Source organism: Mycetocola zhujimingii, assembly GCF_003065425.1.
Lineage (GTDB): Bacteria > Actinomycetota > Actinomycetes > Actinomycetales > Microbacteriaceae > Mycetocola_A > Mycetocola_A zhujimingii.
This window is the reverse complement of sequence record NZ_CP026949.1, coordinates 631,031-657,358: the sequence shown is the minus strand read 5'-3', so window position 1 is coordinate 657,358 and position 26,328 is coordinate 631,031. Positions and strand designations below refer to the sequence as shown.

At 67.5% G+C, this 26,328-nt stretch carries 22 protein-coding genes; 15 read left to right on the top strand and 7 right to left on the bottom strand.

The window, feature by feature from the left end; translation table 11 throughout:
* Window positions 1-4 precede the first annotated feature (4 nt).
* Window positions 5-757 carry an EAL domain-containing protein gene (locus tag C3E77_RS03080; protein WP_108390290.1) on the bottom strand — a complete coding sequence of 251 codons (753 nt, stop codon included), beginning with the start codon at window positions 755-757 and terminating at the stop codon, window positions 5-7.
* Between the two features lie 288 nt (window positions 758-1,045).
* On the opposite strand from C3E77_RS03080, the gene C3E77_RS03075 reads away from it, so the two are divergent.
* The 8 genes from C3E77_RS03075 to C3E77_RS03040 all read left to right on the top strand — a co-directional run bounded on the left by C3E77_RS03075 (window position 1,046) and on the right by C3E77_RS03040 (window position 10,829).
* A complete protein-coding gene (locus C3E77_RS03075) occupies window positions 1,046-1,858 on the top strand; it encodes an alpha/beta fold hydrolase (protein ID WP_108390289.1) in 813 nt (270 codons plus the stop codon).
* On the top strand, window positions 1,855-3,285 hold the full coding sequence (locus C3E77_RS03070; protein WP_158270266.1) for a diguanylate cyclase: 1,431 nt from the start codon (window positions 1,855-1,857) through the stop codon (window positions 3,283-3,285). Before C3E77_RS03075 ends, C3E77_RS03070 begins: the two co-directional genes overlap by 4 nt.
* 131 nt (window positions 3,286-3,416) lie before the next feature.
* Window positions 3,417-3,740: a DUF7882 family protein gene (locus C3E77_RS03065; RefSeq protein ID WP_108390287.1), complete on the top strand. Its 324-nt coding sequence runs from the start codon at window positions 3,417-3,419 to the stop codon at window positions 3,738-3,740.
* Window positions 3,741-4,234: 494 nt separating this feature from the next.
* The gene (locus C3E77_RS03060; protein ID WP_108390286.1) at window positions 4,235-5,884 is read left to right on the top strand and encodes an ABC transporter substrate-binding protein; all 1,650 of its coding nucleotides are present in this window, start codon (window positions 4,235-4,237) and stop codon (window positions 5,882-5,884) included.
* Window positions 5,881-6,813, top strand: coding sequence for an ABC transporter permease (locus tag C3E77_RS03055; RefSeq protein ID WP_108390285.1), 933 nt, complete (start codon window positions 5,881-5,883; stop codon window positions 6,811-6,813). The genes C3E77_RS03060 and C3E77_RS03055 overlap by 4 nt, the downstream gene beginning before the upstream one ends.
* Complete coding sequence (locus C3E77_RS03050; RefSeq protein WP_198412187.1) at window positions 6,810-7,727, top strand: ABC transporter permease; 918 nt, start codon at window positions 6,810-6,812, stop codon at window positions 7,725-7,727. Before C3E77_RS03055 ends, C3E77_RS03050 begins: the two co-directional genes overlap by 4 nt.
* A complete protein-coding gene (locus C3E77_RS03045; RefSeq protein WP_108390284.1) occupies window positions 7,724-9,538 on the top strand; it encodes a dipeptide ABC transporter ATP-binding protein in 1,815 nt (604 codons plus the stop codon). Before C3E77_RS03050 ends, C3E77_RS03045 begins: the two co-directional genes overlap by 4 nt.
* 46 nt (window positions 9,539-9,584) lie before the next feature.
* A complete protein-coding gene (locus C3E77_RS03040; RefSeq protein ID WP_108390283.1) occupies window positions 9,585-10,829 on the top strand; it encodes an acyl-CoA dehydrogenase family protein in 1,245 nt (414 codons plus the stop codon).
* A 640-nt stretch (window positions 10,830-11,469) separates the two neighbouring features.
* Here the strand turns inward: C3E77_RS03040 and C3E77_RS03035 are convergent.
* Both C3E77_RS03035 and C3E77_RS03030 read right to left on the bottom strand, forming a co-directional pair.
* Window positions 11,470-12,870, bottom strand: a complete 1,401-nt coding sequence (locus tag C3E77_RS03035; RefSeq protein ID WP_108390282.1) for an LLM class flavin-dependent oxidoreductase — start codon at window positions 12,868-12,870, stop codon at window positions 11,470-11,472.
* A complete protein-coding gene (locus C3E77_RS03030; protein ID WP_108390281.1) occupies window positions 12,867-13,919 on the bottom strand; it encodes an aldo/keto reductase in 1,053 nt (350 codons plus the stop codon). Before C3E77_RS03030 ends, C3E77_RS03035 begins: the two co-directional genes overlap by 4 nt.
* A 283-nt stretch (window positions 13,920-14,202) precedes the next feature.
* Here C3E77_RS03030 and C3E77_RS03025 point away from each other — a divergent pair, with 283 nt between their 5' ends.
* Both C3E77_RS03025 and C3E77_RS03020 read left to right on the top strand, forming a co-directional pair.
* On the top strand, window positions 14,203-15,360 hold the full coding sequence (locus C3E77_RS03025; RefSeq protein WP_232528906.1) for an iron-containing redox enzyme family protein: 1,158 nt from the start codon (window positions 14,203-14,205) through the stop codon (window positions 15,358-15,360).
* A 5-nt stretch (window positions 15,361-15,365) separates the two neighbouring features.
* Complete coding sequence (locus C3E77_RS03020; protein ID WP_108392990.1) at window positions 15,366-15,569, top strand: CDGSH iron-sulfur domain-containing protein; 204 nt, start codon at window positions 15,366-15,368, stop codon at window positions 15,567-15,569.
* Between the two features lie 218 nt (window positions 15,570-15,787).
* Here C3E77_RS03020 and C3E77_RS03015 read toward each other — a convergent pair whose 3' ends face one another.
* Entirely contained in the window at window positions 15,788-17,920 is a 2,133-nt protein-coding gene (locus C3E77_RS03015; protein WP_418288070.1) for a heavy metal translocating P-type ATPase, read from the bottom strand.
* A gap of 611 nt (window positions 17,921-18,531) precedes the next feature.
* On the opposite strand from C3E77_RS03015, the gene C3E77_RS03010 reads away from it, so the two are divergent.
* The 4 genes from C3E77_RS03010 to C3E77_RS02995 are packed head-to-tail and all read left to right on the top strand — an operon-like array spanning window position 18,532 to window position 20,169.
* Window positions 18,532-18,813, top strand: a complete 282-nt coding sequence (locus tag C3E77_RS03010; RefSeq protein ID WP_108390280.1) for a metal-sensitive transcriptional regulator — start codon at window positions 18,532-18,534, stop codon at window positions 18,811-18,813.
* Between the two features lie 29 nt (window positions 18,814-18,842).
* A complete protein-coding gene (locus tag C3E77_RS03005) occupies window positions 18,843-19,298 on the top strand; it encodes a heavy-metal-associated domain-containing protein (RefSeq protein WP_234031272.1) in 456 nt (151 codons plus the stop codon).
* 14 nt (window positions 19,299-19,312) lie between these two features.
* The gene (locus tag C3E77_RS15360; protein ID WP_162924899.1) at window positions 19,313-19,828 is read left to right on the top strand and encodes a heavy-metal-associated domain-containing protein; all 516 of its coding nucleotides are present in this window, start codon (window positions 19,313-19,315) and stop codon (window positions 19,826-19,828) included.
* A gap of 23 nt (window positions 19,829-19,851) precedes the next feature.
* Window positions 19,852-20,169 (top strand): putative quinol monooxygenase, encoded by a 318-nt coding sequence (locus C3E77_RS02995; protein ID WP_108390278.1) that lies wholly within the window; start codon window positions 19,852-19,854, stop codon window positions 20,167-20,169.
* Between the two features lie 728 nt (window positions 20,170-20,897).
* Here the strand turns inward: C3E77_RS02995 and phoA are convergent.
* The 3 genes from phoA to C3E77_RS02980 all read right to left on the bottom strand — a co-directional run bounded on the left by phoA (window position 20,898) and on the right by C3E77_RS02980 (window position 24,695).
* On the bottom strand, window positions 20,898-22,754 hold the full coding sequence (phoA, locus tag C3E77_RS02990; protein ID WP_234031271.1) for an alkaline phosphatase: 1,857 nt from the start codon (window positions 22,752-22,754) through the stop codon (window positions 20,898-20,900).
* 270 nt (window positions 22,755-23,024) lie between these two features.
* Window positions 23,025-23,801: an SDR family NAD(P)-dependent oxidoreductase gene (locus C3E77_RS02985; RefSeq protein ID WP_108390277.1), complete on the bottom strand. Its 777-nt coding sequence runs from the start codon at window positions 23,799-23,801 to the stop codon at window positions 23,025-23,027.
* Between the two features lie 27 nt (window positions 23,802-23,828).
* Window positions 23,829-24,695 carry a sugar phosphate isomerase/epimerase family protein gene (locus C3E77_RS02980; RefSeq protein WP_108390276.1) on the bottom strand — a complete coding sequence of 289 codons (867 nt, stop codon included), beginning with the start codon at window positions 24,693-24,695 and terminating at the stop codon, window positions 23,829-23,831.
* A gap of 184 nt (window positions 24,696-24,879) precedes the next feature.
* Here C3E77_RS02980 and C3E77_RS02975 point away from each other — a divergent pair, with 184 nt between their 5' ends.
* Complete coding sequence (locus C3E77_RS02975) at window positions 24,880-26,328, top strand: MFS transporter (protein WP_108390275.1); 1,449 nt, start codon at window positions 24,880-24,882, stop codon at window positions 26,326-26,328.

The window sequence follows — 26,328 nt, the reverse complement described above, 5'->3', positions numbered from 1 at the left end:
GCGCTCACTGCGCACCGGCCAGGACCGGGTCCAGTTCGTCGACGGGCACGGGGCGACCGAAGAGGTAGCCCTGCGCCCGGTCACAGTGAATGCGCTGCACGAGGTCGAGGTGTTCCGCCGTCTCGACGCCCTCGGCAACCACCTGCACACCACGCTCCTGGAGCAGCGCCACTGCAACGGCGATCAGTGCCCCGTTGCTCGTGTTTTCCTGGATCAGTGACTTGTCGATCTTGAGTTCGGTGATCGGCAGGTCCCTGATTTGGGCGAGCGATGAATGCCCGGTCCCGAAGTCATCGAGCGAGACGCCGAGACCGATCGCGCGCAGGCGGTGGAGCCGGGTGGCGACATCGGCGAGATCCGTGATCACCTGCGATTCGGTGATCTCGATGGTGAGTGTGCCGTTAGGCAGTTGGTGCTCACCAAGGAGTGCGTGCAACTGCTCGAAAACGTCGGGCGTCGCGAGCTGCACAGCGGAGACGTTCACCGAGACGTGGATTGAGAGTCCGTCTCGTCGCCACCTGGCGGCGTGACGGACTCCCTCCTCCAGCATGAAGGCACCGATCTCGTGGATGATGCCGGTGCGCTCGGCAATGGGGATGAAGTCAACCGGCGGGATGAGCCCCTGCACCGGATGCCGCCACCGTGCCAGCGCTTCGACCGCGGTGATCTCACCGGTTGCGACGTCGATCTGTGGCTGGAAATACGCCTCGATCTCGTGCCTCGCGACAGAACCCTGGAGGTCGTCTTCGAGGGTCATTGCGGCCTGCCCGATCTCGCCGCTCCGTTAGTTCGGAGAGCGGCCTGAAGAGTTCGCTGGCAAAATCGCATAGCTCATCGTGCAACGCCCCGCACACGAAATCTACGCTCGCCGTTTCGGGCACCTTGTGCGTATAATCCGCGACGGGGTGCCTGTGGGGGGCCCTCTCTGTCGGAAAGGTACACGCGTTGCTCGCCGCGACCCGGCTCCACTAATATTTTGGAGCCACCAAACGGCGGTACCGATGAGCGGTTCTCGGATTTCAGTGGTGCACAGCAGGAGCCGCAAATGATTACAGACGCAACGACACCCGTCCGCAAACGAAACAACGTTTCGGTGACGGGAAACCCCGCCGGTCGGCCCATTGTTTTTGCACACGGCTTCGGGTGCAGCTCCGAAATGTGGAGCCAGGTAGCGCCGCAGTTCGAAGACGACTACCTCGTCGTCCGGTTCGACCATGTCGGCGCCGGAGCGAGCGACCTCTCGGCGTACGACGCGGGTAAGTACGACTCCCTGCACGGGTACGCCGACGATGTTCTCGAGATTCTTGAGGACCTCGACCTGACGGATGTCGTGTTCGTCGGTCACTCGGTGAGCGCAATGATCGGTGTTCTCGCGACGACGCAGGACGCCGGGCGCTTCGGAGCACTCGTCCTCGTCGGCCCGTCGCCGCGTTACGTCAACACCGAAAACTACACGGGCGGTTTCGAACAGGAAGACATCGACTCCCTGCTCGACGCGCTCGATGCCAACTACCTGGGCTGGTCGGCGGCGATGGCACCGCTCATCATGGGCCACAGTTCACGTCCCGAGTTGGGCGAATCTCTCACCGAGAGCTTCTGCCGCACCGATCCCACGATCGCCGGACACTTTGCACGGGTGACTTTTCTCTCCGACAACCGGCACGACCTGCCGAACGTCACCACGCCGACCCTGGTGTTGCAGTGCCAGGAGGACATCATCGCTCCGCTCCCGGTCGGACAGTACGTACACAGGTCGATCCCCGGAAGCACGCTCGTCGTACTCGAGGCGACAGGGCACTGCCCCAACCTCTCCGCCCCCGACGAGCTGACCACCCAGATCAAGGCATACCTGCGGTGACCATCACCGGCGATGATGCGCCCAACCAGGCGTTGACCGCGAGCCAGCTCGACTTCGAGGAACTCTTCGAACACGCGCCGTGCGGGTACCTCGTCACTGACGCCGATGGAACGATCACAGCGGCGAACACCACCTTCCTTCGCATGGTGGGACTCACGCCCGCCGACGTCACCGGGCGCTCCTTTCAATCACTCCTCACCGTCGGCAGCCGACTCTTCCACGAGACGCGGTACCTCCCCGTGCTGCGGTTGCGGGGGCGGGTCGACGAGATCGCACTCTCCCTGTTGTGTGCAGACGGGTCGACGCTGCCCACTCTCGTCAACGGAGTCCAGGCCGACGAGTCCGGCGAGGTCCGGATCGCGGTTTTCGACTCGACCGAGCGTCGCGACTACGAGCGCGAACTCCTTACTGCCCGGCGCGCCGCAGAAGCCTCCGAGGCGTGGATCCGGGTGCTCCAGTCGGCGTCGAGCGCGTTCACGATCGCCGAAACCGAGGAGGCACTCGCCGAGGCACTCGCCGAGAGCGCGCGCGAGGCATTCACCGCGACCCACACGGCAGTTCTCTTCGCCGACCAGTCCGGGACCCTTTCCGTTGCAGCAGGCACCCACCCGCTCCGGCATCTGATGCATGTTCCCGGCATGCCAGAGCAGCGTGCGATGGAACTCGGCAGGGTCGTCACCGTGTCGACCTCCGAGGAGGAAGACCTTCGGTCGGAAGAGACGGCATCCGTTCTGCGTTCCGCCCGTCTCGAAACGGTGAGCGCTGTTCCGCTCATGGAGGCTGGACGTCCGATCGGCGCGGTCGTCTGCTTCTTCGGGCGGCGACGGGATATCGACGACGAGGCCGTCGAACTCTTCACAACGCTCGCGAGGCAGGCGGCGCACGTTCTGGGCCGCATCCGTTTGCAGGCGCAGCTGGCGAGGATGGCGTTGTGCGATCAGCTCACCGGCCTCGGGAACCGCAAGGTGCTGCAGGTCAGGCTGACGCAGGCACTCGCGACAGCGACCAGGAGCGGACGTCCCCTCGCCGTCGTTTTCCTTGATCTCGACGGGTTCAAAGTTGTCAACGACAATTGCGGCCACGCCATCGGCGACGAGGTTCTGCGGCAGATCGGCGAGCGCCTTAAAACCTCAGTCCGAACCAACGACACCATCGCCAGGTACGGCGGCGACGAGTTCGTGATCGTCTGCGAAGACACAGACGCGGATGCCGTCGGCCACGTCACCGACAGGATCCGCGCCGCGGTGAAAGAACCGCTCATCGACGTTCCCGACGAGTTCCCGGTGTCTGCTTCCGTCGGCGTCGCGCTCCTCGCACCTGACGCTCAATCGGAGGTCACGACAGACGGCATCCTGAAACTGGCGGACGCCGCGATGTACCAGTCGAAGAACGCGGGCAAGGACCGGGTGACCGTCGTCACTGTGTGACCGACAGGAACGCTGTCAAGTCCCCGTCCGGGCGCGTGGCCGATTCCGGTATCGGCGGTGCGCAGCCCTAGAATCAAGAAGCCCTGTCGGAGACCCCGAGAGGCGACAGAGTAAATACGGAGGTCCGCCCGGTGGGAACGCTCACTTACGACTCAAAAGTGACAGCATCGATCGACGATCGTATCCTCTCCCACCTGCAGATCGTCATGCTTGCCAAGCTGCGCCGCGGTGAATCGTTTGCCTTCACCTGGAGCGAGAAGGCCAACGGTCTTGGCCGCACCACGATCTGGATCCACTCGGCGATTTCGCTGACCTTCCAGTACTACGGCGGCAAGAGCCCGATCATCAACCCGGCATGGGTGCAGGCGCTCGTCCGGTCGTCGAACTCCGTGTCGGGGCTCGAAATTGTTCCCGAGCCGCCGGCAACCGCGGCCAAGCCGGAGCCGTCCGCGTAGCTCTCTCCTGAGGCCGCCGGCTGCTGCCAGCGCCACGGCATCCTCTCACCGCGTCCCCGCACAAGGACATCGCGCTGGCATAAGGACGTTCGCGGCGCTTGCGTCCTTATCTCGGGCCTTTGTCCTTGTCCCGGTGTGACGGCATCCGCACGCCCGGCCGACGGCATCCGCACGCCACCGCCACCGGCCACGCCCGGGTGACAGGAGATAGTGCGCTGATCAGGACAGAGTCGGCGTTCTCGCCCTGATCAGCGTGCGATCTCTTGCAGAACCGTCGAACGGATGCCGGGCGAGTATGCCCTACAACGGCCCAGGTGTGCGAAATATGACGAAGCACTGTGGGCAGAACGGCGCGAAATCGTAACGCTGCACAACAGAACGTAACGGGAGCCAACATGTCGTAACCGTGAGTTGGACGGGTGAGGGAACCTCGTCATTCTTGGGGTACTCGCCTGAGCTTTCCGCTGGGGCGCCGACACCCTGGAGAAGAACCCATGACTTCACGACGCGCACGGTCCGCCCTCGTTTCAGGCCTCGCACTCATCATGGGCACGACGCTGCTGCTCACGGGCTGCGCATCGGGCTCCGGTGCCGGCGACACCTCGACCACCGGCGAACCGGTCGAGGGCGGCACCCTCGCACTGTCCATCTCGGCCGAACCCGGCTGCCTCGACGCCCACTCGATCTCAGCGACTCAGCACCAGCTGCTCGGGCGCATCATCTACGACAACCTCGTCACGCTCGACGCCGACGGCAACATCGCGCCGTATCTCGCGGAGAGCTGGGAGATCTCGGACGACGGAAAGACGTACACCTTCCACCTCCAGGAGGGTGTGACGTTCAGCGACGGCTCACCGTGGAACGCCGAGGTGCTCGGGCAGAACCTCGAGCACATGAGGGACCCAGCCACGAAGTCGCCGCTCGCCGCCGCGTACATCGCGCCGTACGTCGACGGCACCGTCGTCGACGAGTACACCTTCGAGGCACACCTCGCCTACGCGTACACCCCGTTCCTCTACGGGCTGGCCCAGTCCTGGCTGGCCATGACCTCGGGCACGGCGATCACCGAGTCTCCCGAGACGCTGTGCCAGAACCCGATCGGTTCGGGGCCGTTCGTGGTCGAGGACTACCAAGTGGGACAGAGCATCAGCTACGTCAAGCGTGAGGGCTACAACTGGGGCCCCGAGTGGCTCGATTACGACGGAGAGGCGCACCTCGACGGCATCGAGATCACCGTGGTGCCCGAGGCGGTCATCCGCTACGAGACGCTCGTCTCCGGCCAGTACGACATCACCGAGAACCTCCCGCCGCAGAACGCGGAGGCCATCCAGGCCAACGACCAGTTCGTGTACGAGAACCTCGTGCGGGCCGGCAGCCCCAACGTGCTGCACTTCAACCTCTCGCGGGCGCCGTTCGACGACATCCGCGTTCGTGAAGCGTTTGTCGCCGCTGTCGACCGCGAAGCCGTCACCGACAGCGTCGGCTTCAACACGTTCAACGTCAAGGACAACTACCTCTCGTCCGAGACGCCGTACTACGACGAGTCGACCGAGGGCGTACTCACCTACGACCCTGACAGGGCCAACGACCTCCTCGACGAGGCGGGCTGGGCGACGCGCGACAGCGACGGCTACCGCACGAAGGACGGCAAGCGACTCACCGTCGTTGTGCCGACCGTGGAGAGCGCGACACCGAGTGCCCTCCTGGTGCAGCTCCAGGGCGAGGTCAAGAAGGTGGGCATCGAACTGCAGGTCAACCAGTATCCGCTCGCGCAGCTCACCGAGATCCGATACGCCGGGGACTACGACGGCATCGCCGGAGTGTGGCACACGAACACGCCTGACGCCCTGTTCATCCGTTACAACTCCAGCGAAATCACCGGCGAACGGATCGGCCAGAACGCGGCATACCTGTCGGACCCTGAGCTCGATGAACTGCTCACCGCCACCCGCCAGGCTCCCGATGGCGATGAGGCGCGCGAGGCCTACTCGCTCGTGCAGCACCGCCTGCTCGAGCTGGTTCCCGGCCTGCCGCTCTACGAGAACCACAGCCAGTGGGCGTACTCGAAGAGCGCGCTGAAGGGCATCACGACAGACACCTCACACCCGGTGCCCGTCTTCACGACAGCCTGGCTCGAGCAATGACCATCCTCCGCCGCATCTCGACGCGCCTTCTCCTCGGCGTCTTCGTACTCTGGGGAGCTGCAACGCTCACGTTCCTCGCGCTGTACATCACCCCCGGCGACACGGCCCTGATCATCCTCGGCGGAGCGGACGCTCGTCCCTCCGCCGAGGCCCTCGCCCAGGTTCGCGCCGACTACCTCCTCGACCAGCCTTTCCTGGTGCAGTACCTGCACTACTTCACCCACCTCCTGCAGGGCGACCTCGGTGAGTCCTACCGGCTGAGAATGCCGGTAACGGATGCCATCGGCCAGCAGGTCGGCCCAACCGCCGTCCTGGCCGGAACCGCCGCCGTCCTCGCTCTCGTCCTGACCGTCGCGATCGCGGTGCTCACCGCCCAGCGCACCCCGTGGTTGCGGTCGATCATCTCGGGCATCGAGGTCGTGCTCGCCGCGACCCCGAGCTTCATCATCGGCTTCGGACTGCTCATCGTGTTCTCGTTCACGCTGCGGCTCGTTCCTGCCGGTGGCGGCGACGGACTGGTTCCGCTCATCCTGCCCGCGTTCACCCTCGCGTTGTCGCTCGTCGGTTCGCTCTCGCAGGTGCTGCGCAACGAACTCGAGGACGTGCTCGAACAGCCGTTCATCCTCACGGCCCGAGCGCGCGGGATGCGGGACACCCCGGTGCGGATCATCCATGCCCTCCGGCACGCCGTCCTCCCCACCATCACGATGTCCGGCTTCGTCGTCGCGACCCTCCTCGGCGGGTCGGTGATCGTGGAGACGCTGTTCTCCCGGCAGGGGGTCGGCGGGCTCATGCTCAGCTCGGTCTACAACAAGGACCTTCCGGTGGTCATGGGGATCGTCCTGATCTCCGCCGCCGTCTACGTCGTCGTCAACCTCGTCGTCGACATTCTGTACACGCTCGTCGATCCGAGAGTAGTCACATCGTGACCGTTGACATTTCGCACCAGACACCCCGCGCCACCATCGACGACGGGCTCGTCGTCCCCACGCTCGCACCGGCACCGGTCAATCCGGTTCGGCGTGCACGGCGGCGGAAGTTCCGCCCCGGCCTCACGCTCGCCGTGCTCTTTCTCGTCTGGGTGACGGTCGCCGCCCTCGCGCCGCAGCTACTGACATCCGTCGACCCCCTCGAGGTTTCTCCGGCAGACAGCTTCACTCCCCCTGGACCCGGCCACATCTTCGGAACCGACGAATCGGGGGCGGATGTCTACAGCCGCGTCGTTCACGGAGCGGGCACGTCGCTGCTGATCGGGCTCGCGGCAACGGCGATCGGCGTGGTGTTCGGCACCATCATCGGCCTGTTCGCCGGGCTCAGCAACCGGTTCGTGGAGAGCGCCGTCATGCGGTTCCTCGACGTGACGCTCGCCGTTCCCGAGCTGCTTCTCGCGCTCGTCGTGATCGCGCTCATCGGCGGGGGGACCCTCAACGCCATTCTCGCGATCGGAGCCGCCGGCATCGCGTACTACGCCAGGCTCGTGCGTGCGCAAACGCACATCGTGCGACAGTCGGCGTACGTCGAGGCTGCCACGACCCTCGGTTTTTCGCGGCTGCGGGTGGTTCTCACCCACGTGCTGCCGAACGCCATCAAGCCGGTTCTCGTGCTCGCCACGATCGGTGTCGGCGGGGCCATCGGTGCCGGCGCCTCGCTGAGTTTCCTCGGCCTCGGCACGCCGCCACCCGCTCCCGAGTGGGGCGCGATGCTCTCGGTCGGTCGCAACTTCATCTCCAACGCGCCCTGGCTGATCCTCGTACCGTCGGCGTTCCTCGTCGCGACGGTGCTCGCCATCACCGCGGTGGGCCGCGACCTCCGCCGCCGTTCCGAAGGGCGGGTGGCCCGGTGAGCGCGCGCGATTCCGCTGTTGGGTCCGCCGTTGGGGCCCGGGTCGATTCCTTCGCCGGTGCCGGTGCCGCCGCGGGTGCCGCCGCCCCCGCTCTCGTCAATGTCGAGGGCCTCACGGTCGGCTTCGGTGCGGGTCACGACGCCACGACGGTGGTGCGCGACGTGTCCTTCCGCATCGACAGGGGCCAGTGCCTCGCGCTCGTCGGCGAGTCCGGTTCAGGCAAGTCCGTCACCGCCCGCAGCCTCGTCGGCCTCGCCGGGCTGGGTTCGACGGTTCGCGCCGACCGGCTCAGCTTCGACGGCGCCGACACACGCACCTGGTCGGACCGGCAGTGGCGCTCCACCCGCGGCGACCGGATCGGCTTCGTGCTTCAGGATGCCCTCTCCTCGCTCGATGTCCTCCGCACGGTCGGTGCCGAAATCGCTGAGCCTCTCAAACTGCACACCTCCCTGTCGCGCCGCGAGCGCACCGCGAAGGTGTTCGACCTTCTCGCTCGCGTCGGCGTACCCGAACCGGAACTGCGGTACGCCCAGCTCCCGTCCCAGCTGTCGGGAGGCCTCCGCCAGCGCGCCCTCATCGCGTCCGCGATCGCCGCAGACCCCGAGTTCCTTATCGCCGACGAACCCACGACCGCACTCGACGCCTCGATCGCGGCGCAGATCATCCGGCTGCTCGAGACGCTCAAAGGCTCCTCAACCGGCATGCTCGTCGTCAGCCACGACCTGTCTGTCGTCGCCCGCATCGCCGACCGGATCGCCGTCATGCAACATGGTGAGATCGTGGAGGAAGGCACAACGGATGCCGTGCTCTTCGACCCGCAACACAGCTACACGAAGACCCTCATCGCGGCGGTGCCCTCCCCCAGCTCGCGGCGCAGGCGACTGTCGGCGCCGGTCGAGGGCACGGATGCGGGCGCGAGTGTGGCTCGCGCGGACTCGAACGCGGGCCTGACCGGTTTGGGCGCGACCTCAGGCGCGACCGGCTCCGACCCCACGGCCACGCACACCAGGCCGAAACGGGACCGTGACGCCGCCCCTCTCGTCGTTGTCGAACGCATCAGCAAGAGCTTCCCCGGCCACGACCGCACGCGGCGCACCGTCGTAGATGACGTATCGTTCAGCATCCGCCGCGGAACCACGCTCGGGATCGTCGGCGAATCGGGGTCGGGCAAGACCACGACGGCGCGGATCCTCGCGAACCTCGAGACGCCGGACTCGGGTTCGGTGTCGATCGACTCGGTATCGTGGGCATCGGCGACGCCGGCGGAGCGCACGCGGCTGCGTCGGCAGGTCCAGGTGGTCTACCAGGACCCGCTGAGTTCGTTCGATCCGCGGTACACGGTGTCGCGCATCATCGGCGAGGCGGTGTCGGCCAGCGGACGAGCCTCGCGCGTTGATCGCGCGGCCCGGGTGTCCGAACTGCTCGGGCTTGTGAGGCTCGGGGCGGCACACCTCGACCGGCGACCGATTGAACTCTCGGGCGGCCAGCGCCAGCGGGTGGCGATCGCACGGGCTCTGGCCGCGAACCCGGCACTGCTCGTCCTCGACGAGCCGGTGTCGGCGCTCGACGTGTCGGTGCAGGCGCAGGTCCTCGACCTGCTCGCCGACCTGCAGGACGAACTCGATCTGACGTACCTCTTCATCTCGCACGACCTCGGGGTGATCTTCCACGTCAGCGACGAGGTCCTCGTCATGAAAGACGGCCGCGTCGTCGAGGCGGGCGCCGTCGACGAGGTCTTCAGCCGGCCGGCACACGGGTACACCAGGGGCCTGCTCGATGCGTTGCCCCACTTTGATTCCGCACGCGGCTGACGGCATCCGCACCCCACTTACTGAACCGCAACGAAAGCAGACGACGATGACCACCCTTCTCGACACCACAACCGACACCACAGCCCGGGCACTCAGCGATGACGAGCTCAGCGGCCTGTTCGCGCCGGTCTTCGAGCGCATTCGGGAGGGCGCCGTCGAGCGGGAGGCCGAGCGGGCACTTCCGTTCGAGGCGGTCGCGTGGCTCAAGGCCGAGCGCTTCGGTGCGGTGCGGGTCCCGCGGGAGTACGGCGGCTTCGGTGCAACGGTCGGCCAGCTCGCGCGCCTGTTGAGCGAGCTTGGGGCCGCCGACTCGAACCTCCCGCAGCTGCTGCGTGGCCACTTTGCGTTCGTTGAGACGCGACTCGTTCATCCGGATGCCGAGGTGCGGGAGAAGTGGCTGCGCCGGGTCGCCGCGGGTGATCTCGTCGGCAACGCGTCGAGCGAGTTGACCGGCGCGTCACTCGCCGAGGTCAGCACGGTGGTCTCGGAGGAGAACGGCAGGTTCTTCGTCACGGGGAAGAAGTACTACAGCACCGGCACGATCTTTGCCGACTGGGTGAGCGGGAGCGCGCGGGATGCCGACGGCGGGCGGGTTTCGTACGTGGTGCGCACCGACGACCCCGGCGTCGAGCGCCTCGATGACTGGGACGGATTCGGGCAGCGGCTGACCGGGAGCGGTACGACGATCTTCGACCACGCGGAGGTCGACGCCGATGACATCACCCGCTACACCGACGCCCGCATCAACCATGTGACGGCGTTCTTCCAATTGGTGCTCGTTGCCACTCTCGCCGGGATCGGCAAGGCGGTGCTCACCGACACCGTTGAGTACGTTCGGCCGCGCACGCGCACGTTCATCACGGCGAGTAACCCGTTGCCGCGCGAGGATCCGCTCGTGCAGAGCGTCGTCGGCGAGGTGGCGGCCGCGTCATTCACGGCCGATGCCCTCGTGGCGAGCGCGGCTGCTGCGGTGGATGCCGCGTACCGCACGAACACGGACGGCACGCTCGACGACGCCGCGGTTACGGCGGCCGAGATCGCCGTGTATTCGGCCCAGGTCGCGATCGTCGACGTGGTGCTTGCCGCCGCGACCCGACTTTTTGAGGTGGGTGGGGCATCCGCTGCGTCGTCGGCCCGCAAGCTCGACCGGCACTGGCGGAACGCACGCACGGTGTCGTCGCACAACCCGGTGATCTACAAGAAGCGCACGGTCGGCGAGTTCTTCCTCAACGATCGGGCGCCCAATGCCGCGTGGAAGGAGCTGCGCGAGGCTGCGGCGGTGCCGAGCTAAGGAAATAGCGCCGAGGCAAGGACGGTCGGCCCCATCCCATCCTTATCTCGGCGCTTTCTCCTTGTGTCGGCGCGGCGGCATCCGGATGCCGCCGACCCAGGCGCTCTCCCCGCTCGCGTCCCGCTCCAGCGAGCCGAGATAAGGAAAAAGCGCCGAGGCAAGGACGGTCGGCCCCATCCCATCCTTATCTCGGCGCTATCTCCTTGTGCCGACGCGGCAGCATCCGTTCGATCCCGCCGTTGCTTCTCCGCCGCTCGAGCACCACCCAGCGCCGCACGCAAAACAGGACATCGCACGCTTATCAGGACGATCTCGGCCATCGCATCCTGATAAGCGTGCGATCACCTGTAAACCCGTCGAGCGGATGCCGCAAACCCAGGCCCACTCCCCGCTCGCGTCCCGCTCGAGCGAGCCGAGACAAGGAAATAGCGCCGAGGCAAGGACGGTTGGCCCCATCCCGTCCTTATCCCGGCGCTTTGTCCTTGTGCCAGCGCGGCGGCATCCGTTCGCTGGCTCGCCGTGGCAGCACCGCCGCTCTCCAGCCGCCCGCAAACAGGACATCGCGCGCTTATCAGGACCATCTCGGCCATCGCATCCTGATAAGCGTGCGATCACCTGCGAACCTGTCGATGCCGCCCCGTCAGCGGTAGCGGATCGGCTCCACCGGCACATCGAGGTTCGCTCCCCCGCGATACCGCGCCGCGACGTGGCGCTCAGGCAGGCGGGCGTTGCCCTCGCCGAAGAGCCGCTCGCGGAGGGTCTCACCCTCGGGGTAACTCTCGCGCATCCGCCCGCGCTTGCGCAGCTCGGGAACGACGAGCTCGATGAAATCACGCGCCGTCTCGAACGAGTGGTACTGGCGCAGGTTGATGCCGTCGATCCCGTCATCGTCGAGCCAGCTCTCGATCGTGTCGGCGACCTCGAGCGGCGTCCCCGCCACGAAGAAGCGGCCCTCCCGGCCCGCGGTGATGCGGCCGAGCGCCTCTTCGACCGTGGTCTCGGGTCCCATGCTCGAGAGCATCGGGTGCGGTCCGACGTCGTCGATCACCGTGGCGATGGTCGCGTCTGACGGGTACGCGGTCAGGTCGAACGGCAGACTGCCGTGCGCGAGGATGCCATCGACGCTCGTATTCTCGCGGTAGCTCTGCAGCTTCGCCGCGACCTCCTCGTCGGTGCGACCGACCACAACGCCAGCCTGGACGATGAAACGGATGTCGTCACCGTCGCGTCCCTGCCGGATCGCGGCATCCCGCATCTCGTTCGCGTTCTTCTGGAAGTCCTCGACGGTACGACCGCCGGTGAACACGACCTCGGCGTGACGCCCGGCGAACTCGATCCCCTCCGGCGAGCCGGTGGCCTGGTAGATCACCGGCGTGCGCTGCCGCGAGGGCTCGCTCAGGTGCGGCCCGGCGACCTTGAAGTGCTCGCCCTCGTGGTTGATGTAACGGACCTTGTCGGGGTCGGTGTAGACCCGGTTGTCGCGGTCGTTGAGCACCGCGTCGTCATCCCACGAGCCCTCCCACAGCTTGTAGAGCACATCGAGGTATTCATCGGCGCGCTCGTACCGTGTTGCCTTGGGCATTTCACCGTCGAGGCCGAAGTTGCGCGCCGCGTTGGGCAGGTACGAGGTGACCACGTTCCAGCCGATGCGGCCTTTAGTGAGGTGGTCGAGTGTGCTCATCCGGCGCGCGAAGGCGAACGGCGGTTCGTAGGTGGTCGAGAAGGTGACGCCGAAGCCGAGGTGTTTGGTGACGGCGGCCATCGCCGGGATCACCAGCAGCGGATCGTTGTTGGGGATCTGCACGCCCTCGCGCAACGCCGTCTCCGGACCGTCGCGGAACACGTCGTACGCGCCGACCACATCCGCCAGGAAGATGCCGTCGAAGCCGCCGGCCTCGAGGAGCTGGGCGAGTTCGGTCCAGTAGTCGATGTCGTTGAACCGGTGCCGGTTGTTGCCCGGCAGCACCCACAACCCGTGCGAGATGTGGCTGACACAGTTCATCTCGAAGAGGTTGACGATGAGTTTCTTCGGCTCGGTCATCGGGGTCCTTCCGTTCCGGATGCGCGACGCTCGTGCGCGTGCTCCCGCTGCTCTCTGCCGCGGGAGATGTAGAGCGGATCGCTGGCCCGCTCGCCCTCGATGCCGGCGTAAATACCATCGAGCCGGGCGAGGCTGGCGTCGCTGAGCGTCGCCGTGACAGCCGCGGCGTTCTCGTCGACCCGGTGCGCTTTGCGGGTGCCGGGAATCGGCACCACGGGAACGCCAAGCCGCCGGCCCGAGGCGTAAACCCAGGCGAGCGCGACCTGCGCGGGCGCGAGACCTTCGACGTCAGCCACCTGCCGCACAACCTCAACCGCCGCGACGTTGGCGGCGAAGTTCTCGTCGCTGAAGCGGGGGAAGTTGCGCCGGGCATCCTTCTCACCCAGCGCCGCGGCATCCGTCACCCCGCCCGTCAGGAACCCGCGACCGAGCGGTGAGTAGGCGACGAACCCGATGCCGAGCCGCGCCGCGGTGGGGATGACATACTCCTCGATGTCGCGGCTCCACAGCGACCACTCACTCTGCACAGCGGCGATCGGGTGCACCGCGTGTGCGCGTTCGAGTTCGAGGGCGGTGACCTCCGAGAGGCCGATGTGCCGCACCTTGCCCGCGGTGACCAGCTCGGCGAGCGCGCCAACCGTCTCCTCGATCGGCACCCGCGAATCGACGCGGTGGTAGTAGTAGAGGTCGACGCTGTCGGTGCCGAGTCGCGTGAGGCTCGCGTCGATCGACTCGTGCACGTAGGCAGCGTCGCCCCTCGCCCGGAACCCACCGTCGTCGGGCGTCGGCAGGATGCCGAACTTGGTCGCGAGCACGACCTCCGCGCGGCGGTGCCTGAGCACGCGGGCGAAGAGCTCCTCGTTTGCGCCCTGCCCGTACACGTTCGCGGTGTCGAGAAAGGTCACGCCGATGTCGATCGCGTGGTTGATCGTCGCGACCGACCGGTCGGGGTCGGCGGCGCCATACACGTCGGTGAGGGCCATGCCCCCGAGGCCCTGCGCGGAGGTGGCGAGACCGTCGCCGAGCTCCACAGTGGGGATGCCTGTCATGGTGCACGTCCTTGTCGTCATCGGGATCTGCCTTCACCCTAGAACGACCGCTTCCCGTGTGCCCGGTTGCGTGTCTCACGCCGTCATATTCCGCGGGACGGATGCTGTCGGCGCGCGGATGCTGTCGACGGTGCGGATGCGGTCGGCGATGCGGTCGGCAATGGTGCGCGGCACGCGCGACCCGCACCCCCAAAAAACCCGGATGCGTAGCACGAAAAGCGCCGAAATACCGCATCGGGGAGCGGGGGTTGACGACGCTGCAGGGGCTGCACAGAGTAGAGATATGGCACTGACCTTTCCCACCGACTCCCGTCCGATGAACACTGCCGACGCCCCCGCTGCATCGAGTGACTCGACCGCAACAGACGGCCTCGCGGCCACCACCGGCGCACCCCGGACGCCCACCGCGCGGGGCCCGCTGAGCAACCGCATCCTCACTCTCGTTCGCACGACGCCAACTGACGACGACTCCGCGACCGCCGACCTCGCCGCCGACGCCGCTGCCGCCGTCGCCGCGTCGATCGACATCGTGAACGACGACGACATTCAGCTGGCGCTGTTCCTGCTCTATGGCCTGCACTACGGATCGCTCGCCGACGCGAACGACGCGTGGGAATGGCATCCGCACCTCATCGCCGCCCGCCGCGTGATCGAGGCGGCGTTCGAAGCTCAACTGCGGCGCGACGTTCCGGTGCCGGACGCTCCCGAGCCCACCATGGCCGCCGTCGCTGACACCCTCTTCACCCTGACCGGTGCCGAGAGCAGTGGGCCCAGCCTGTCGCGCTTCGTCGCGGCGAAGGCGAACCGCGAGCAGCTCGAAGAGTTCCTCATCCACCGCTCCATTTACACGCTCAAGGAAGCAGACCCGCACTCCTGGGCGATTCCGCGGCTCTCGGGTCGGCCCAAGGCGGCCCTCGTGGAGATCCAGGCCGACGAGTACGGCGGAGGCCGCCCCGACCGCATGCACGCCGCCATCTTCGCGGGCACCATGACGGGCCTCGGTCTCGACACCACCTACGGCGCCTACCTCGACTTCGTGCCCGCCGTGACCCTCGCATCGCAGAACATGATGTCGATGTTCGGGCTGAACCGCCGTCTCCGCGGCGCGATCGCCGGGCACCTCGCCGCGTTCGAGATGACCTCGTCGATTCCGAACGGGCTGTACGCGCGCGGATTCCGCCGCAACGGATTCGACGACGCCGTGTGCTGGTACTTCGACGAGCACGTTGAAGCTGACGCCGTGCACGAGCAGATCGCGGGCCGCGACCTCGCCGGTGCCCTCGCCGAAGACGAGCCCGACCTGCTCCCCGACATCCTGTTCGGTGCCGCAGCCTGCCTCACCGTCGACGACTGGGCCGGGCAGGTCATGGTCGAGGCGTGGAGCGCAGGCGCGTCAGCGTTGCGGATGCCGCGAGCAACGACATCCGGGACCGCAGCGTGACGAGCATGGCTGGTAAGCCCGAGCCCACGCAGATCATCGCTTGCCCGAACGGGCCGCTGCTCGTGCGCGGTGAGATGGACCTCACCACGCCCGACGGGGAGCCGATCGAGCGCACCCGCAAGACTGTGGCTCTGTGCCGGTGCGGGGTATCGGCGATCAAGCCGTTCTGCGACGGGACACACAAGGCGATCGGGTTCAAGGCGCCGTAGCGCGCCGCTCGCGAGTTGCTGGGTTTGCACGGGTCCGCGGTGCCCTAACCCGGGCAAAGTCAGCAACTCGCGGTGTTGTATAGCGGGCGGATGCCGCGGCACGGGCCGGCAGGCACCGCCACACAAGGACAAAGCGCCCAGATAAGGACCAAACCGGCTCCAGGATCCTTATCTCAGGCCGTTGTCCCTATCTCGCGCCGATGGCATCCTCAGCCCGCCTATCTCGCGCGGACGGCATCCGCCCGCGCCGACACCGCCGCAGCAGCACCGGGCCGCAGGTCGAGCCGTCGCAGCAACTGAGCGTTGAGCGCGACGATGATCGTCGACAGGCTCATGAGCACGGCGCCGACCGCCATCGGCAGCACGAAACCGACCGGCGCGAGCACCCCGGCGGCGAGCGGCACCGACACGAGGTTGTAGCCGGCAGCCCACCAGAGGTTCTGCTGCATCTTGCGGTAGCTCGCGCGCGACAACTCGATCACGGAGAGCACGGCTCGCGGGTCATCGCTGGCCAGAATGACGCCGGCGGAGGCGATCGCGACGTCGGTCCCCGCCCCGATGGCGAGCCCGACATCCGCCTGCGCGAGCGCCGGGGCGTCGTTCACGCCGTCTCCGACCATCGCAACCCTGCGCCCCTCGGCCTGCAACTCGGCGACCTTCGCCGCCTTGTCCCCCGGGCGCACGCCGGCGAAGACCCGATCGATGCCCAGCTCACCCGCCACCGACTGTGCCACGGCCTCGGCGTCGCCGGTAATCATCACCACCTGGACCTGGCGGGCGTGAAGCGCGCTGACGGCATCCCGAGATTCCGGCCGGATCTCATCGCGCAACGCAAACGCACCGGCGACCCGCCCGTCGACGAGAGCGTGCAGCACCGTCGCACCCTGGTCGCTCCACTCCGCGGTCGCGGGCAGCGGTGCCGCGCCCGTCCGCTCGAGCAGGCCGGGGCCGCCCACTTCCACCCGCCGACCCTCGACCATCGCCTCGACGCCCACCGCGGGAGATGACCGAAAATCGGATGCCGCCGCGAGTGCCACCCCGCGACTCGCCGCCGCCGCAACGAGGGCGCGCGCCAGCGGATGCTCGCTGTCAGCTTCGGCGGCTGCCGCGAGGGCGAGCACCTCATCCTCGGTCCACCCGTCAGCAGGCGCGATGCCAGCCAGAGCGGGTTCGCCGCGGGTGAGGGTGCCGGTCTTGTCGAACAGCACGGTATCGACGGTGCGCATGCTCTCGAGCGCGAGCCGATCCTTGACGAGCACGCCGGCGCGGGCGGCCCGCTCGGTCGAGATCGACACGACGAGCGGAATCGCCAGGCCGAGCGCGTGCGGGCAGGCAATCACCAGCACCGTGATCGTGCGGATGATCGCCTCGTCGGGCGTGCCGAGGAGCGTCCACGCCACAGCCGTGATCGCGGCGGCACCCAGCGCGTACCAGAACAGCCAGCCCGCGGCCTTGTCGGCCAGCCGTTGCGCCCGCGAGGTCGAGTTCTGCGCATCGGTCACCAGCCGACGGATGCCGGCAAGCGCCGTGTCCTCACCGACCGCCGTCACGCGCACCCTCAGCGCCGAATCGGTGGCGACGGTTCCGGCGACGACCGGGTCGCCGGGCCCCCGTCGGACGGGCATCGACTCACCGGTGATCATCGACTCATCGACGTCGGCGGTGCCGTCCTCCACACGTCCATCAGCGGGAACCCGGCCTCCCGGCCGCACAACGACGAGGTCCCCCACCCGAAGGTCGGCCGGCGGCACGACGGTGATGCTGTCACCGTCGACGCGCTCGGCCTCGTCCGGAATAAGCGCGGCAAGAGAGTCGAGCGCCGACGACGTCTGGGCCAGCGATCGCATCTCGATCCAGTGCCCGAGCAGCATGATCACGATGAGGAGGGCGAGTTCCCACCAGAAGTCGAGCTGGTGGTCGAGGATGCCAAGGCTCGCGCCCCAGGATGCGGCGAACGCCACCGAGATGGCGAGTCCGATGAGCAGCATCATGCCCGGCTGGCGGGCTTTGATCTCGGCGACCGCTCCGGTGAGGAACGGCCTGCCACCCCAGACGAACATCACGGTGCCGAGGACCGGTGAGATCCAGCTGATCCAGGGGATGTCGGGGAGCGAGTAGCCGATGATTGACGCGAACATGCTGCTGAACGCCACGACGGGGATCGCGATCACGAGCATCACCCAGAACAGGCGGCGGAACTGGCCGACGTGGTCGCCGTGGCCGGCGTGTCCGGCGTGTCCGCTGTGACCGCTGTGCCCGCTGTGGCCCATGGCCGAGTGGTCCATCCCGGCGTGGCCCATGGTTGAGTGATCCATTCCGGCGTGGTTCTCGAGCCCGCCGGCGTGGTTCATACCCACGTGGTTCATCCCGGCGTGGTCCGTACCCGAGTGATCCATCCCGGCGTGGTGCTCGAGCCCGCCCCCGTGGTTCATGCCACCGTGACCCATACCGGCGTGGTCCATCCCGGTGTGGCTCTCGTGCCCGCCGCCGCCGCGGGCCATCCCGGTGTGGCTCTCGTGACCGCCGCCGCCGTGCGCCATCCCGGTGTGGCTCTCGTGACCGCCGCCGCCGTGCGCCATCCCGGTGTGGCTCTCGTGACCGCCGACGCCGCGGTCCATCCCGGCGCGGTCGCCCCGCTCGTCACCACCACCATGTCCGGCACCGCGACTCATGGCGTCGTGATCCATCCCGAGATGAGTGGCGTGGTCAGTGTCACTCCCGGAGTGAGCCGCGTAATCGCTCGCCGCACCCGCCTCGTGTGGCGTGTCTTCGCTGCGGGAAACCGGCGCCTGGCGATCCGACCGCGACGCACCGGCATCCGGAATTTCATGGTCTTTCATACCGGAAAGATATACCCCCTAGGGGTATCTACACAAGAGGCTTAGTGCTCAGCGGGCAGCATCCGCTCGATTGCCCCCAATACCCCTGCCGGGTATATTGGAGGGAGCATACGGAGGTCATCATGCATGGATACGTCGACAACAAGGCCGATCTCGTGAAGCGGCTTCGCCGGGCGGAGGGCCAGGTTCGCGGTATCCAGCGCATGGTCGAAGACGACGTGTATTGCATCGACATCCTCACGCAGGTGTCAGCGGCGACGAAGGCTCTCGAGACCGTCGCCCTGCAGCTGCTCGACGATCACCTCACCCACTGCGTCGCGGAGGCGACCCGCGAGGGTGGTCCTGTCGCCGAAGAGAAGATCCGCGAGGCGTCGGCCGCGATTGCCCGACTCGTCCGCTCCTAACCGACCCTGTTCCATCCCAAGGAGATTTCATGACCGACCACACCGACCTCGGCCTGACCGCGCGCGGCGAGCAGCGCCCCATTCGTGACCTCGGCCTCACCGATGTCCACGCGAGCGGGGGCTCGGGCGGCGGTTGCGGATGCGGCCGCGGCGGCGGCGGATGCATGTGCGGCGGTCACGGCGCGGCAGCCGGTCACGGGGCTGGTCACGGCGTCAATATCAGCCGCGGCACGGCATCCGTACCGGCGGGCAGCGTCGTGACTGAGCTTTCCGTGTCGGGCATGACCTGCGAGCACTGCGTGAAGAGCGTCACCGAGGAACTGGCCGAGATCTACGGCGTGAACGGTGTCGACATCACGCTCAACCCCGAGGGTGTTTCGTCGGTCGTCGTGATGAGCGAGGCTCCGCTGGACAAAGCCCACGTTGCCGCGGCCATCGAAGAGGCCGGTTACGCGCTCGTGAGCGCACCGCTCTCGGCCGACTAAAGGCCAGGGACACCATGTCGACAGGACCCCTCAACGACCTCGGCCTGACCGCCAAAGACGCAGGACACTCCGAACCGAGCGGCGGCTGCGGCGGCGAGTGCGTCTGCGGCAGCGGCGGGAGCAGTGCGGGTGGCGGCGGGAGCAGTGCGGGTGGCTGCGGGAGTAACGCGGGCGGCTGCGGAAGCAACGCCGGTGGCTGCGGAAACGGCGGCGCATGCGCCTGCTCATCCGCGCCCGCTCCGATGGTCCGCTCCGACACTGTGATCGGTGCGCCGCGCGTGTCCGGCTCGCGGGCACGGGTGTCGTCGGTGCTCGGCGTCACCGGGATGACCCGCGGGCGCTGCATCGCCACGATGATGAACACGCTCGAACGCATCAAGGGTGTCGACTCGGTCGATGTCGACCTCAACCCCGGCGGAACCTCGGTCGTTACCGTGATCAGTGCAACGGACCTCGATCCGGATGCCGTCGGTTCAGAAATCGACGCGGCCGGCTTCACGCTCGTGAGCGGCCCGATCTCCGCGAGCTAACCGGCCGCCTGTAACATCGCAGGATGACCCAGCCCATCGTTGTCACCGCCCATTTCGTTCCCGTCGACGGCCAGTTCGACGCGGTGCATGAAGCACTCGTTCCCGCCATCGCCGCCGTGCACGACGAGCCGGGCTGCATTCTCTACGCGATCCACCGCACCCCCGACAACACGATCATGATGATCGAAAAGTGGGAGTCCGCCGAGCTTCTCGACGCCCACGGCCGCGGCGCAGCGGTCGCCGCGCTCAACATCGCACTCGAGGGCAAGCTGGCGCGCCCGGTCGAGGTCACCCGCCTCGAGCCGCTCCCCGCGGGCGACGAGATCCAGGGCCAGCTCTAGCGGACGCATCGAGCGCGGCAGATCCTTGCCCAGCGCTGCAGAAGCATCTGCAGCGCAACGCTGGAAGTGCAGCGCTCGAGTAGATGGCGCGACTGCAACCCAATGAAAACGGATGCCGCGGTCGCGCGGCTGGGTTCGGCGAGCGCGGGTGCGCGGCGAGCGCAGGTGCCCGCCAGCACGGGTGCGCGGGTGTCCCCGAGCGCGGGTGCGCATCGAGCGCGGCAGATCCTTGCCCAGCGCTGCAGAAGCATCTGCAGCGCAACGCTGGAAGTGCAGCGGTCGAGTAAATGGCGTGACGGCATCCCAACGAAAACGGATGCCGCGGTCGCGCGGCTGGGTTCGGCGAGCGCGGGTGCGCACCGAGCGCGGCAGATCATTGCCCAGCGCTGCAGAAGCATCTGCAGCGCAACGCTGGAAGTGCGGCGCTCAAGTAAATGGCGTGACGGCATCCCCACGAAACGGATGCCGACGGTCGCGCGGCTGGGTTCGGCGAGCGCGGGTGCACGCCGAGTGCGGGTGCGCGGGTGCGCGCGAGTGCGGGTGCGCACCGAGCGCTGCAGATCCTTGCCCAGCGCTGCAGAAGCATCTGCAGCGCAACGCTGGAAGTGCAGCGCTCGAGTGGATCGCGTGAGGCACAGCTGCCGGCAGCGAGACCGACAGAGACCAGCGGGGCCGGCAGCCGCCCCCGCGACTCACCGGCCCCGCTGAGCGGCTGAACGAACGACCCCCTACGCGAGCTGCCCCTGCCTGCGCCGGTGCCGCAGTGCGAGCACCGTGCCGGCCGCCATCAGCAGCGCGGCGAGCGCCGCCAGCGGACCGACCACCGCACCCGTCGAGCCGAGCACACCCGAGCCGCCCACACCCGAGCCGCCCCCGGCACCCGAACCCGCAGCCCCCGCCGCAGGATCAGCCGGCGCCGCCGGCACAGGCACCGGCACCGACGCCGGGTCTTCAGCGACAACGACGGATGCCGTCAGCACGGTTCCCGTCTGCACCCCGGTGAGGGTAACCGTGTGCTCCCCCAACTCGGCGGGCGCCGTCACCGTGAACGATGCGTCACCCCGCAGAACGTCGGCCTGGCCGAGGTCGACCGGGTCGGATTCGATCACGCCACCCACCTGCCAGTCGGCGTCCAGACCGTCGACCGTGGCCGTGAATTCCTCGCCGGGCTTCACGGCCGACGCGGACAGCGACAGCGTGGCATCCGCACTCAATGAGGCCAGGTCACGGTTCAACGACAGTGAGTTCGCGGAGGTGAAGAACAGGTCGGTCTGGTCGGTGAGCCCGACGACATTGGCCGCACCCGGTCCGTACCCGGCGATGCGCACCTGCGAACCCGTGTGCTGCTGCGACTCGCCAGCCTCAGCCGTGCCGTAGCCAACGATCATCGGCTGGCCCTCTTCGGTGAGCAGGTGTGCGCTCAAACCGGGAGGCGTCGAACCGAGGATCTGGCTCGTGTGCGCGTGGTCAGCGGTCACGACGACGAGGGTGTCACCGTCGGCCTTCGCGAACTCGAGCGCCTCCTGCACCGCCTCATCCAGGTCGACGGTCTCACCGATCTGGCCGCAGGCATCCGCAGCGTGGTCGCGCTTGTCGATGCTCGCGCCCTCGACCTGGAGGAAGAAGCCCTGGTCGTCGGATGCCAGCAGGTCGATGGCCTTGCTGGTCAACGATCCGAGGGAGAGTCCGGTGTCGAGCCGCGCGGGGTTCTCGGTGCAGCTGACCGGAGCGAGGTCTCCGCCGCCCACCGTGGCCTCGGGCCCGACCCAGCGGGTCGGAAAGTTGCCCTCGGTGAAGAGGCCGAGCACCGGCGCCGTCGCGTCGGCCGCCGACACCGCGGCGAGCGAAGCAGCGTCGTTCACGAGCTGGTAGCCGCGCTCTTCGGCCTGGTCGAACAGCGTCTGCCCCTGCCACGGCCCTGCAACCGCCTTTTCGTTGAAGGTCTTCGACCCACCACCGAGCGTCACGTCGGGGCGCACGTTGAGCAACTGCTCCGAGATCGAGCCGAGCCCGCCGTTCTCCAGCGCCGCCTCAGGGCAGGTCTTCGTGGTGGCCGTCGGCCCGTAGCAGGACCGCGCCGACACGTGCGCGATCTCCGCGCCCGGCGTGGCATCCTGAATCTCCGCCGTCGACACGTTGCCCGTCTTCAGCCCGTTCGCCTTGGCGAGTTCGAGCAGCGTCGACTGGGCCTCACCCGCGATGTCGACCGAGAGCGCCCCGTTGTAAGTCTTGGTTCCCGTCGACCAGCCGGATGCCGTCGACGCCGACTCGGACGCGTAGTTGGGGGTGCCGTCCTTGTTGAGCGCGTACGTCGTGTACTGGCCGGTCAGCGGCAGTGCGTCGATTCCGGCGAACTCACCAGCGGCGCCCTCGGCGTAGTTGCGAGCGACGGTGATCTCGCTGTCGCCCATCCCATCGCCGATGAGCAGGATGACGTTCTTCGCGTCGCTGTCGAGAATCGACTGTCGCAGCGCCTCGGTCTGGTCCGAGTCGTTGCGCGCTGCTCCGCCATTGTCGTCGGGCGCCGCGAAGGCGGCGAGCGGAGAGGCAATGCTGATCCCCGCGATCAGCATTGCGGATGCCACGGACGTCACGATTCGGCGCCGGCGCACGGTGTCAGGTGCATGCATTGTTGGTTGTTCCCCTGTGAGAGTCTCGCGTCCGTCGAGCGGCGGACGCTCCCACCCAAGCGGGCACGGGCAAACTCCGCGTGAACGGGCACCAAACCGGGCGTGACCGTTGAGCACCCAGCGGGTTCACGCACCGAGCGCGGCACATTCTTGTCCGGCGCTGCAGAAGCATCTGCAGCGCAACGCTGGAAGTGCAGCGCTCGAGTGGAGGGCGCGCCGGGGTGACTAGTGGATGTGGCTGCCACCGTTGATGTCGACGGTGGTCCCGGTGACGTAGCCGGCGTCCTGCGACGACAGGAACGTGATCACGGCGGCGACCTCCTCGGCAGTCGCCGTGCGCCCGAGCGGAATGCCCGCCGCAATCGCCTCCTCCTGTTCCGGCGTGCTGCCCACGCGGATGTTCGTGTCGACCGCACCGGGCGTCACCGCGTTCACCGTCACGCCGTTGTCGCCGAGCTCCCGCGCGAGTGCCTTCGTGAACCCGAGGATCGCCGCCTTCGCCGCCGAGTACGGCACCTTGCCGAACACGCCACCACCACGCTGCGCCGACACCGACGACATGTTCACGATACGCCCCCACTGGTTCTCGATCATCGCCGGCAGGAACGCCTTCGTCACCAGGTAGGTGCCCGTAGCGTTGACGGCCATCACCTTGTTCCACAGCTCGAGCGTGGTCTCGAGGAACGGCACCGGCGACGTGATGCCCGCGATGTTCGCGAGCGCTCCGATCGCGGGCAGCCGCCCGGCCGACACCTCGCCGGCAACGGCTTCCTGGGCGGCGAGCACCGACGCCTCATCAGCCACATCGACCCGGTGCCCAAACGCCGGCACCCCGAACTCCGCGCTGATCTCCGCCGCGACCGCCGTGGACTTCTCCCCGTCGAGATCGAGAATGACGATCGCCCACCCCTCGCGGGCGTAACGCCTGGCGGTGGTCACACCGATTCCGCGGTCGGAGGTAGCGCCCGTGAGAACGGCGGTGCGCTGGATGTTGTCGGTCATGATGTCTCCTTGAGATCGATTGGGCAGTCAGAAGAGTAGAGAGTGAAGGGCGGGATCGGTGCGAGTTCCGAGAAGGGGCGAGAGAACGGATGCCGCCGCGACGGCCGCCGCCGGCCGCTCGGCATCCGTCACGTCGCCGGTCTCCAGCTCGAGTGAGAAGTGCCCGCGATAACCCGACTCGGCGAGCGCCCGCAGCCCACCGGCGAAGTCGGCGACACCGTTGCCGATGCTGAGACGGATGTTGCCCGGCACGGCGTCACGCAGGTGAACATGCCTGATGGCCGGGCCGAAGCGGTCCACGAAGTCGATCGGCGATCCACCGGATGCCGTGACGTGGCTGAAGTCCATCACGATGCCCACGCCGGTACCCGTGAGCCGGCCGGTGAGTCGGGCCGCGCGGTCGATGTTCCAGCACAGCCGGAGGAAGTGGAGCGACTCGGTCCAGAGCTCCACCCCGACCTCTCGGGCTCGGTCCGACGCGGCGATCAATTCGGCGGCGACGGTGTCGAGGTCCTGGTCGAGGCTGCGGAGGGGTTCGTGATCGAGCGCGCCGCACGGCAGCACGAGCGCCCGCGCGCCGATGGCCCGAGTGAGCGAGAGCAGCATGTCGAGGTGCTCCCGCCGGGCCGCCCGCTCATGAGCTGAGAGCACGCGGTTCAGGTCACCGATATCGCCGTTGACCGAACGCACGCGCAGCCCTGAGGAGAGTACCGTCTCGGCGACAGCGCCGACGGCATCCGCATCAAGAACAAAGGGGACGTGGTCGCAGACGCCGGGCAGCGCGCCGAGGTCGACCTCCTCGAAGCCTGCCGCGCGAATTGTGGCGAGCGCGTCGGCCAGGCGCTGGTGCCGGAAGCTGATCGTCGAGCAGCCGAGGCGAGGGTTAAACGTCATTGTGATCCTCTGAGTGTCAGCGGTGAGTGACAACCGCGGTGAATCGAGACTACGGATTTCACTGTCAACAGTCAACGGCTAGCAGTTTTATGTTGCCTGTTGACAAGCTCGATCAAGAAGCTCAGACTGTCCTGAACGTGATGCTGTCGGCGGTCGACAGTCACAGCGATTGAAAGGTATTTCAATGAGCAACGACGCTCTGACAATGCGCGGACCAGTCTCGGGAACGAAAGATGCCCGAAAAGTGGCCATCGGCTCCGGTGTGGGCGCAGTCATCGAGACCTACGACTTCATCGGCTTCGGCACGGCAGCGGCCCTCTACTTCGGCACCGCCTTCTTCCCGGGCGGAGACCCGGTCACCGGCACCCTCGCGGCTTTCGCCACGCTGGGTGTCGGCTTCGCCGCCCGCCCGATCGGCGGCATCATCGGCGGTCACCTCGGCGACAAGCTCGGCCGAAAGCCCGTGCTTGTGGCATCCCTCATCCTGATGGGCCTCGCGACGTTCGCGATCGGGCTCCTGCCGACCTATCAGACGGCGGGCATCATCGCCCCGATCCTGCTGGTGCTCGTACGCATCGTCCAGGGCCTCGCGTTCGGCGCCGAGTGGGGCGGCGCGATCCTGATGAGCTACGAACACGCGCCGTGGAAGCAGAAGGGCAAGTACACGAGCATCGTCCAGGCCGGCTTCCCGGTCGGGCTCCTGCTCGCCAACCTCGTCTTCCTCGCCAGCGGATCGCTCGGCGGCGACTGGGCCTGGCGGGTCCCGTTCCTCGCGAGCATCGTGCTCGTCGCCGTCGGACTCATCATCCGCGCGAAGGTCCCCGAGTCCCCCGTCTTCGAAGACGTCAAGGAACACGGCCAGATCGTCAAGAACCCAATCATCGAGGTCATCAAGACCGACTGGCGCAACATCGTCCGCGGCATCGGCCTGCGGATCGCCGAGACAGCGGGCTACGCGGTGTCGATCACGTACATGATCTCGTACCTGCACACCACAGAGCTTGCAGACAAGTCGGAGACCCTCATCGGCCTGGTGGTGGCATCCGGAATCGGCATCTTCGCCACCATGGCCTGGGGCAGGCTCACCGACCGTGTCGGCCGGCGGCCGGTCTACATCTGGTCGTGCCTGTTCGCCATGCTCTACGGCATCCCGATGTTCCTGCTCGTCAACACCGGCCTCTTCCCGGTCATCATCGCCACGATGGTGATCTCGTACGCCATCTGCCAGAACTCACTGGCCGGCGCACAGGGCGCGTGGTTCCCCGAGCTGTTCAATGCGAACACGAGGTCGTCGGGCGCATCACTGGCCTACCAGATCTCGGCTATGGTCGCCGGCTTCACCCCGTTCGTCACCACTCTCCTCTTCATCGGGATGGGCTGGGTCGGACCGGCGCTGCTGTTCAGCTTCTACGCGGCGATCGGCCTCTGGGCGGCGCTCATCACCCGGGAGACCTGGGGCAAGCGCGAACGCCAGCTCGCCGACCAGGCCACGACCGCCGACGTCGCGCACCGGGCAGTGTCCACCGAGGGTTCGAGCGCCGCCCGGCACTCGCACGCCGCACGCCGGGCGGATGCCTCGGAGCACACGGATGCCGCTCGCGTCACCCCCACCAGCCACGAAGGAGTGTCCTGA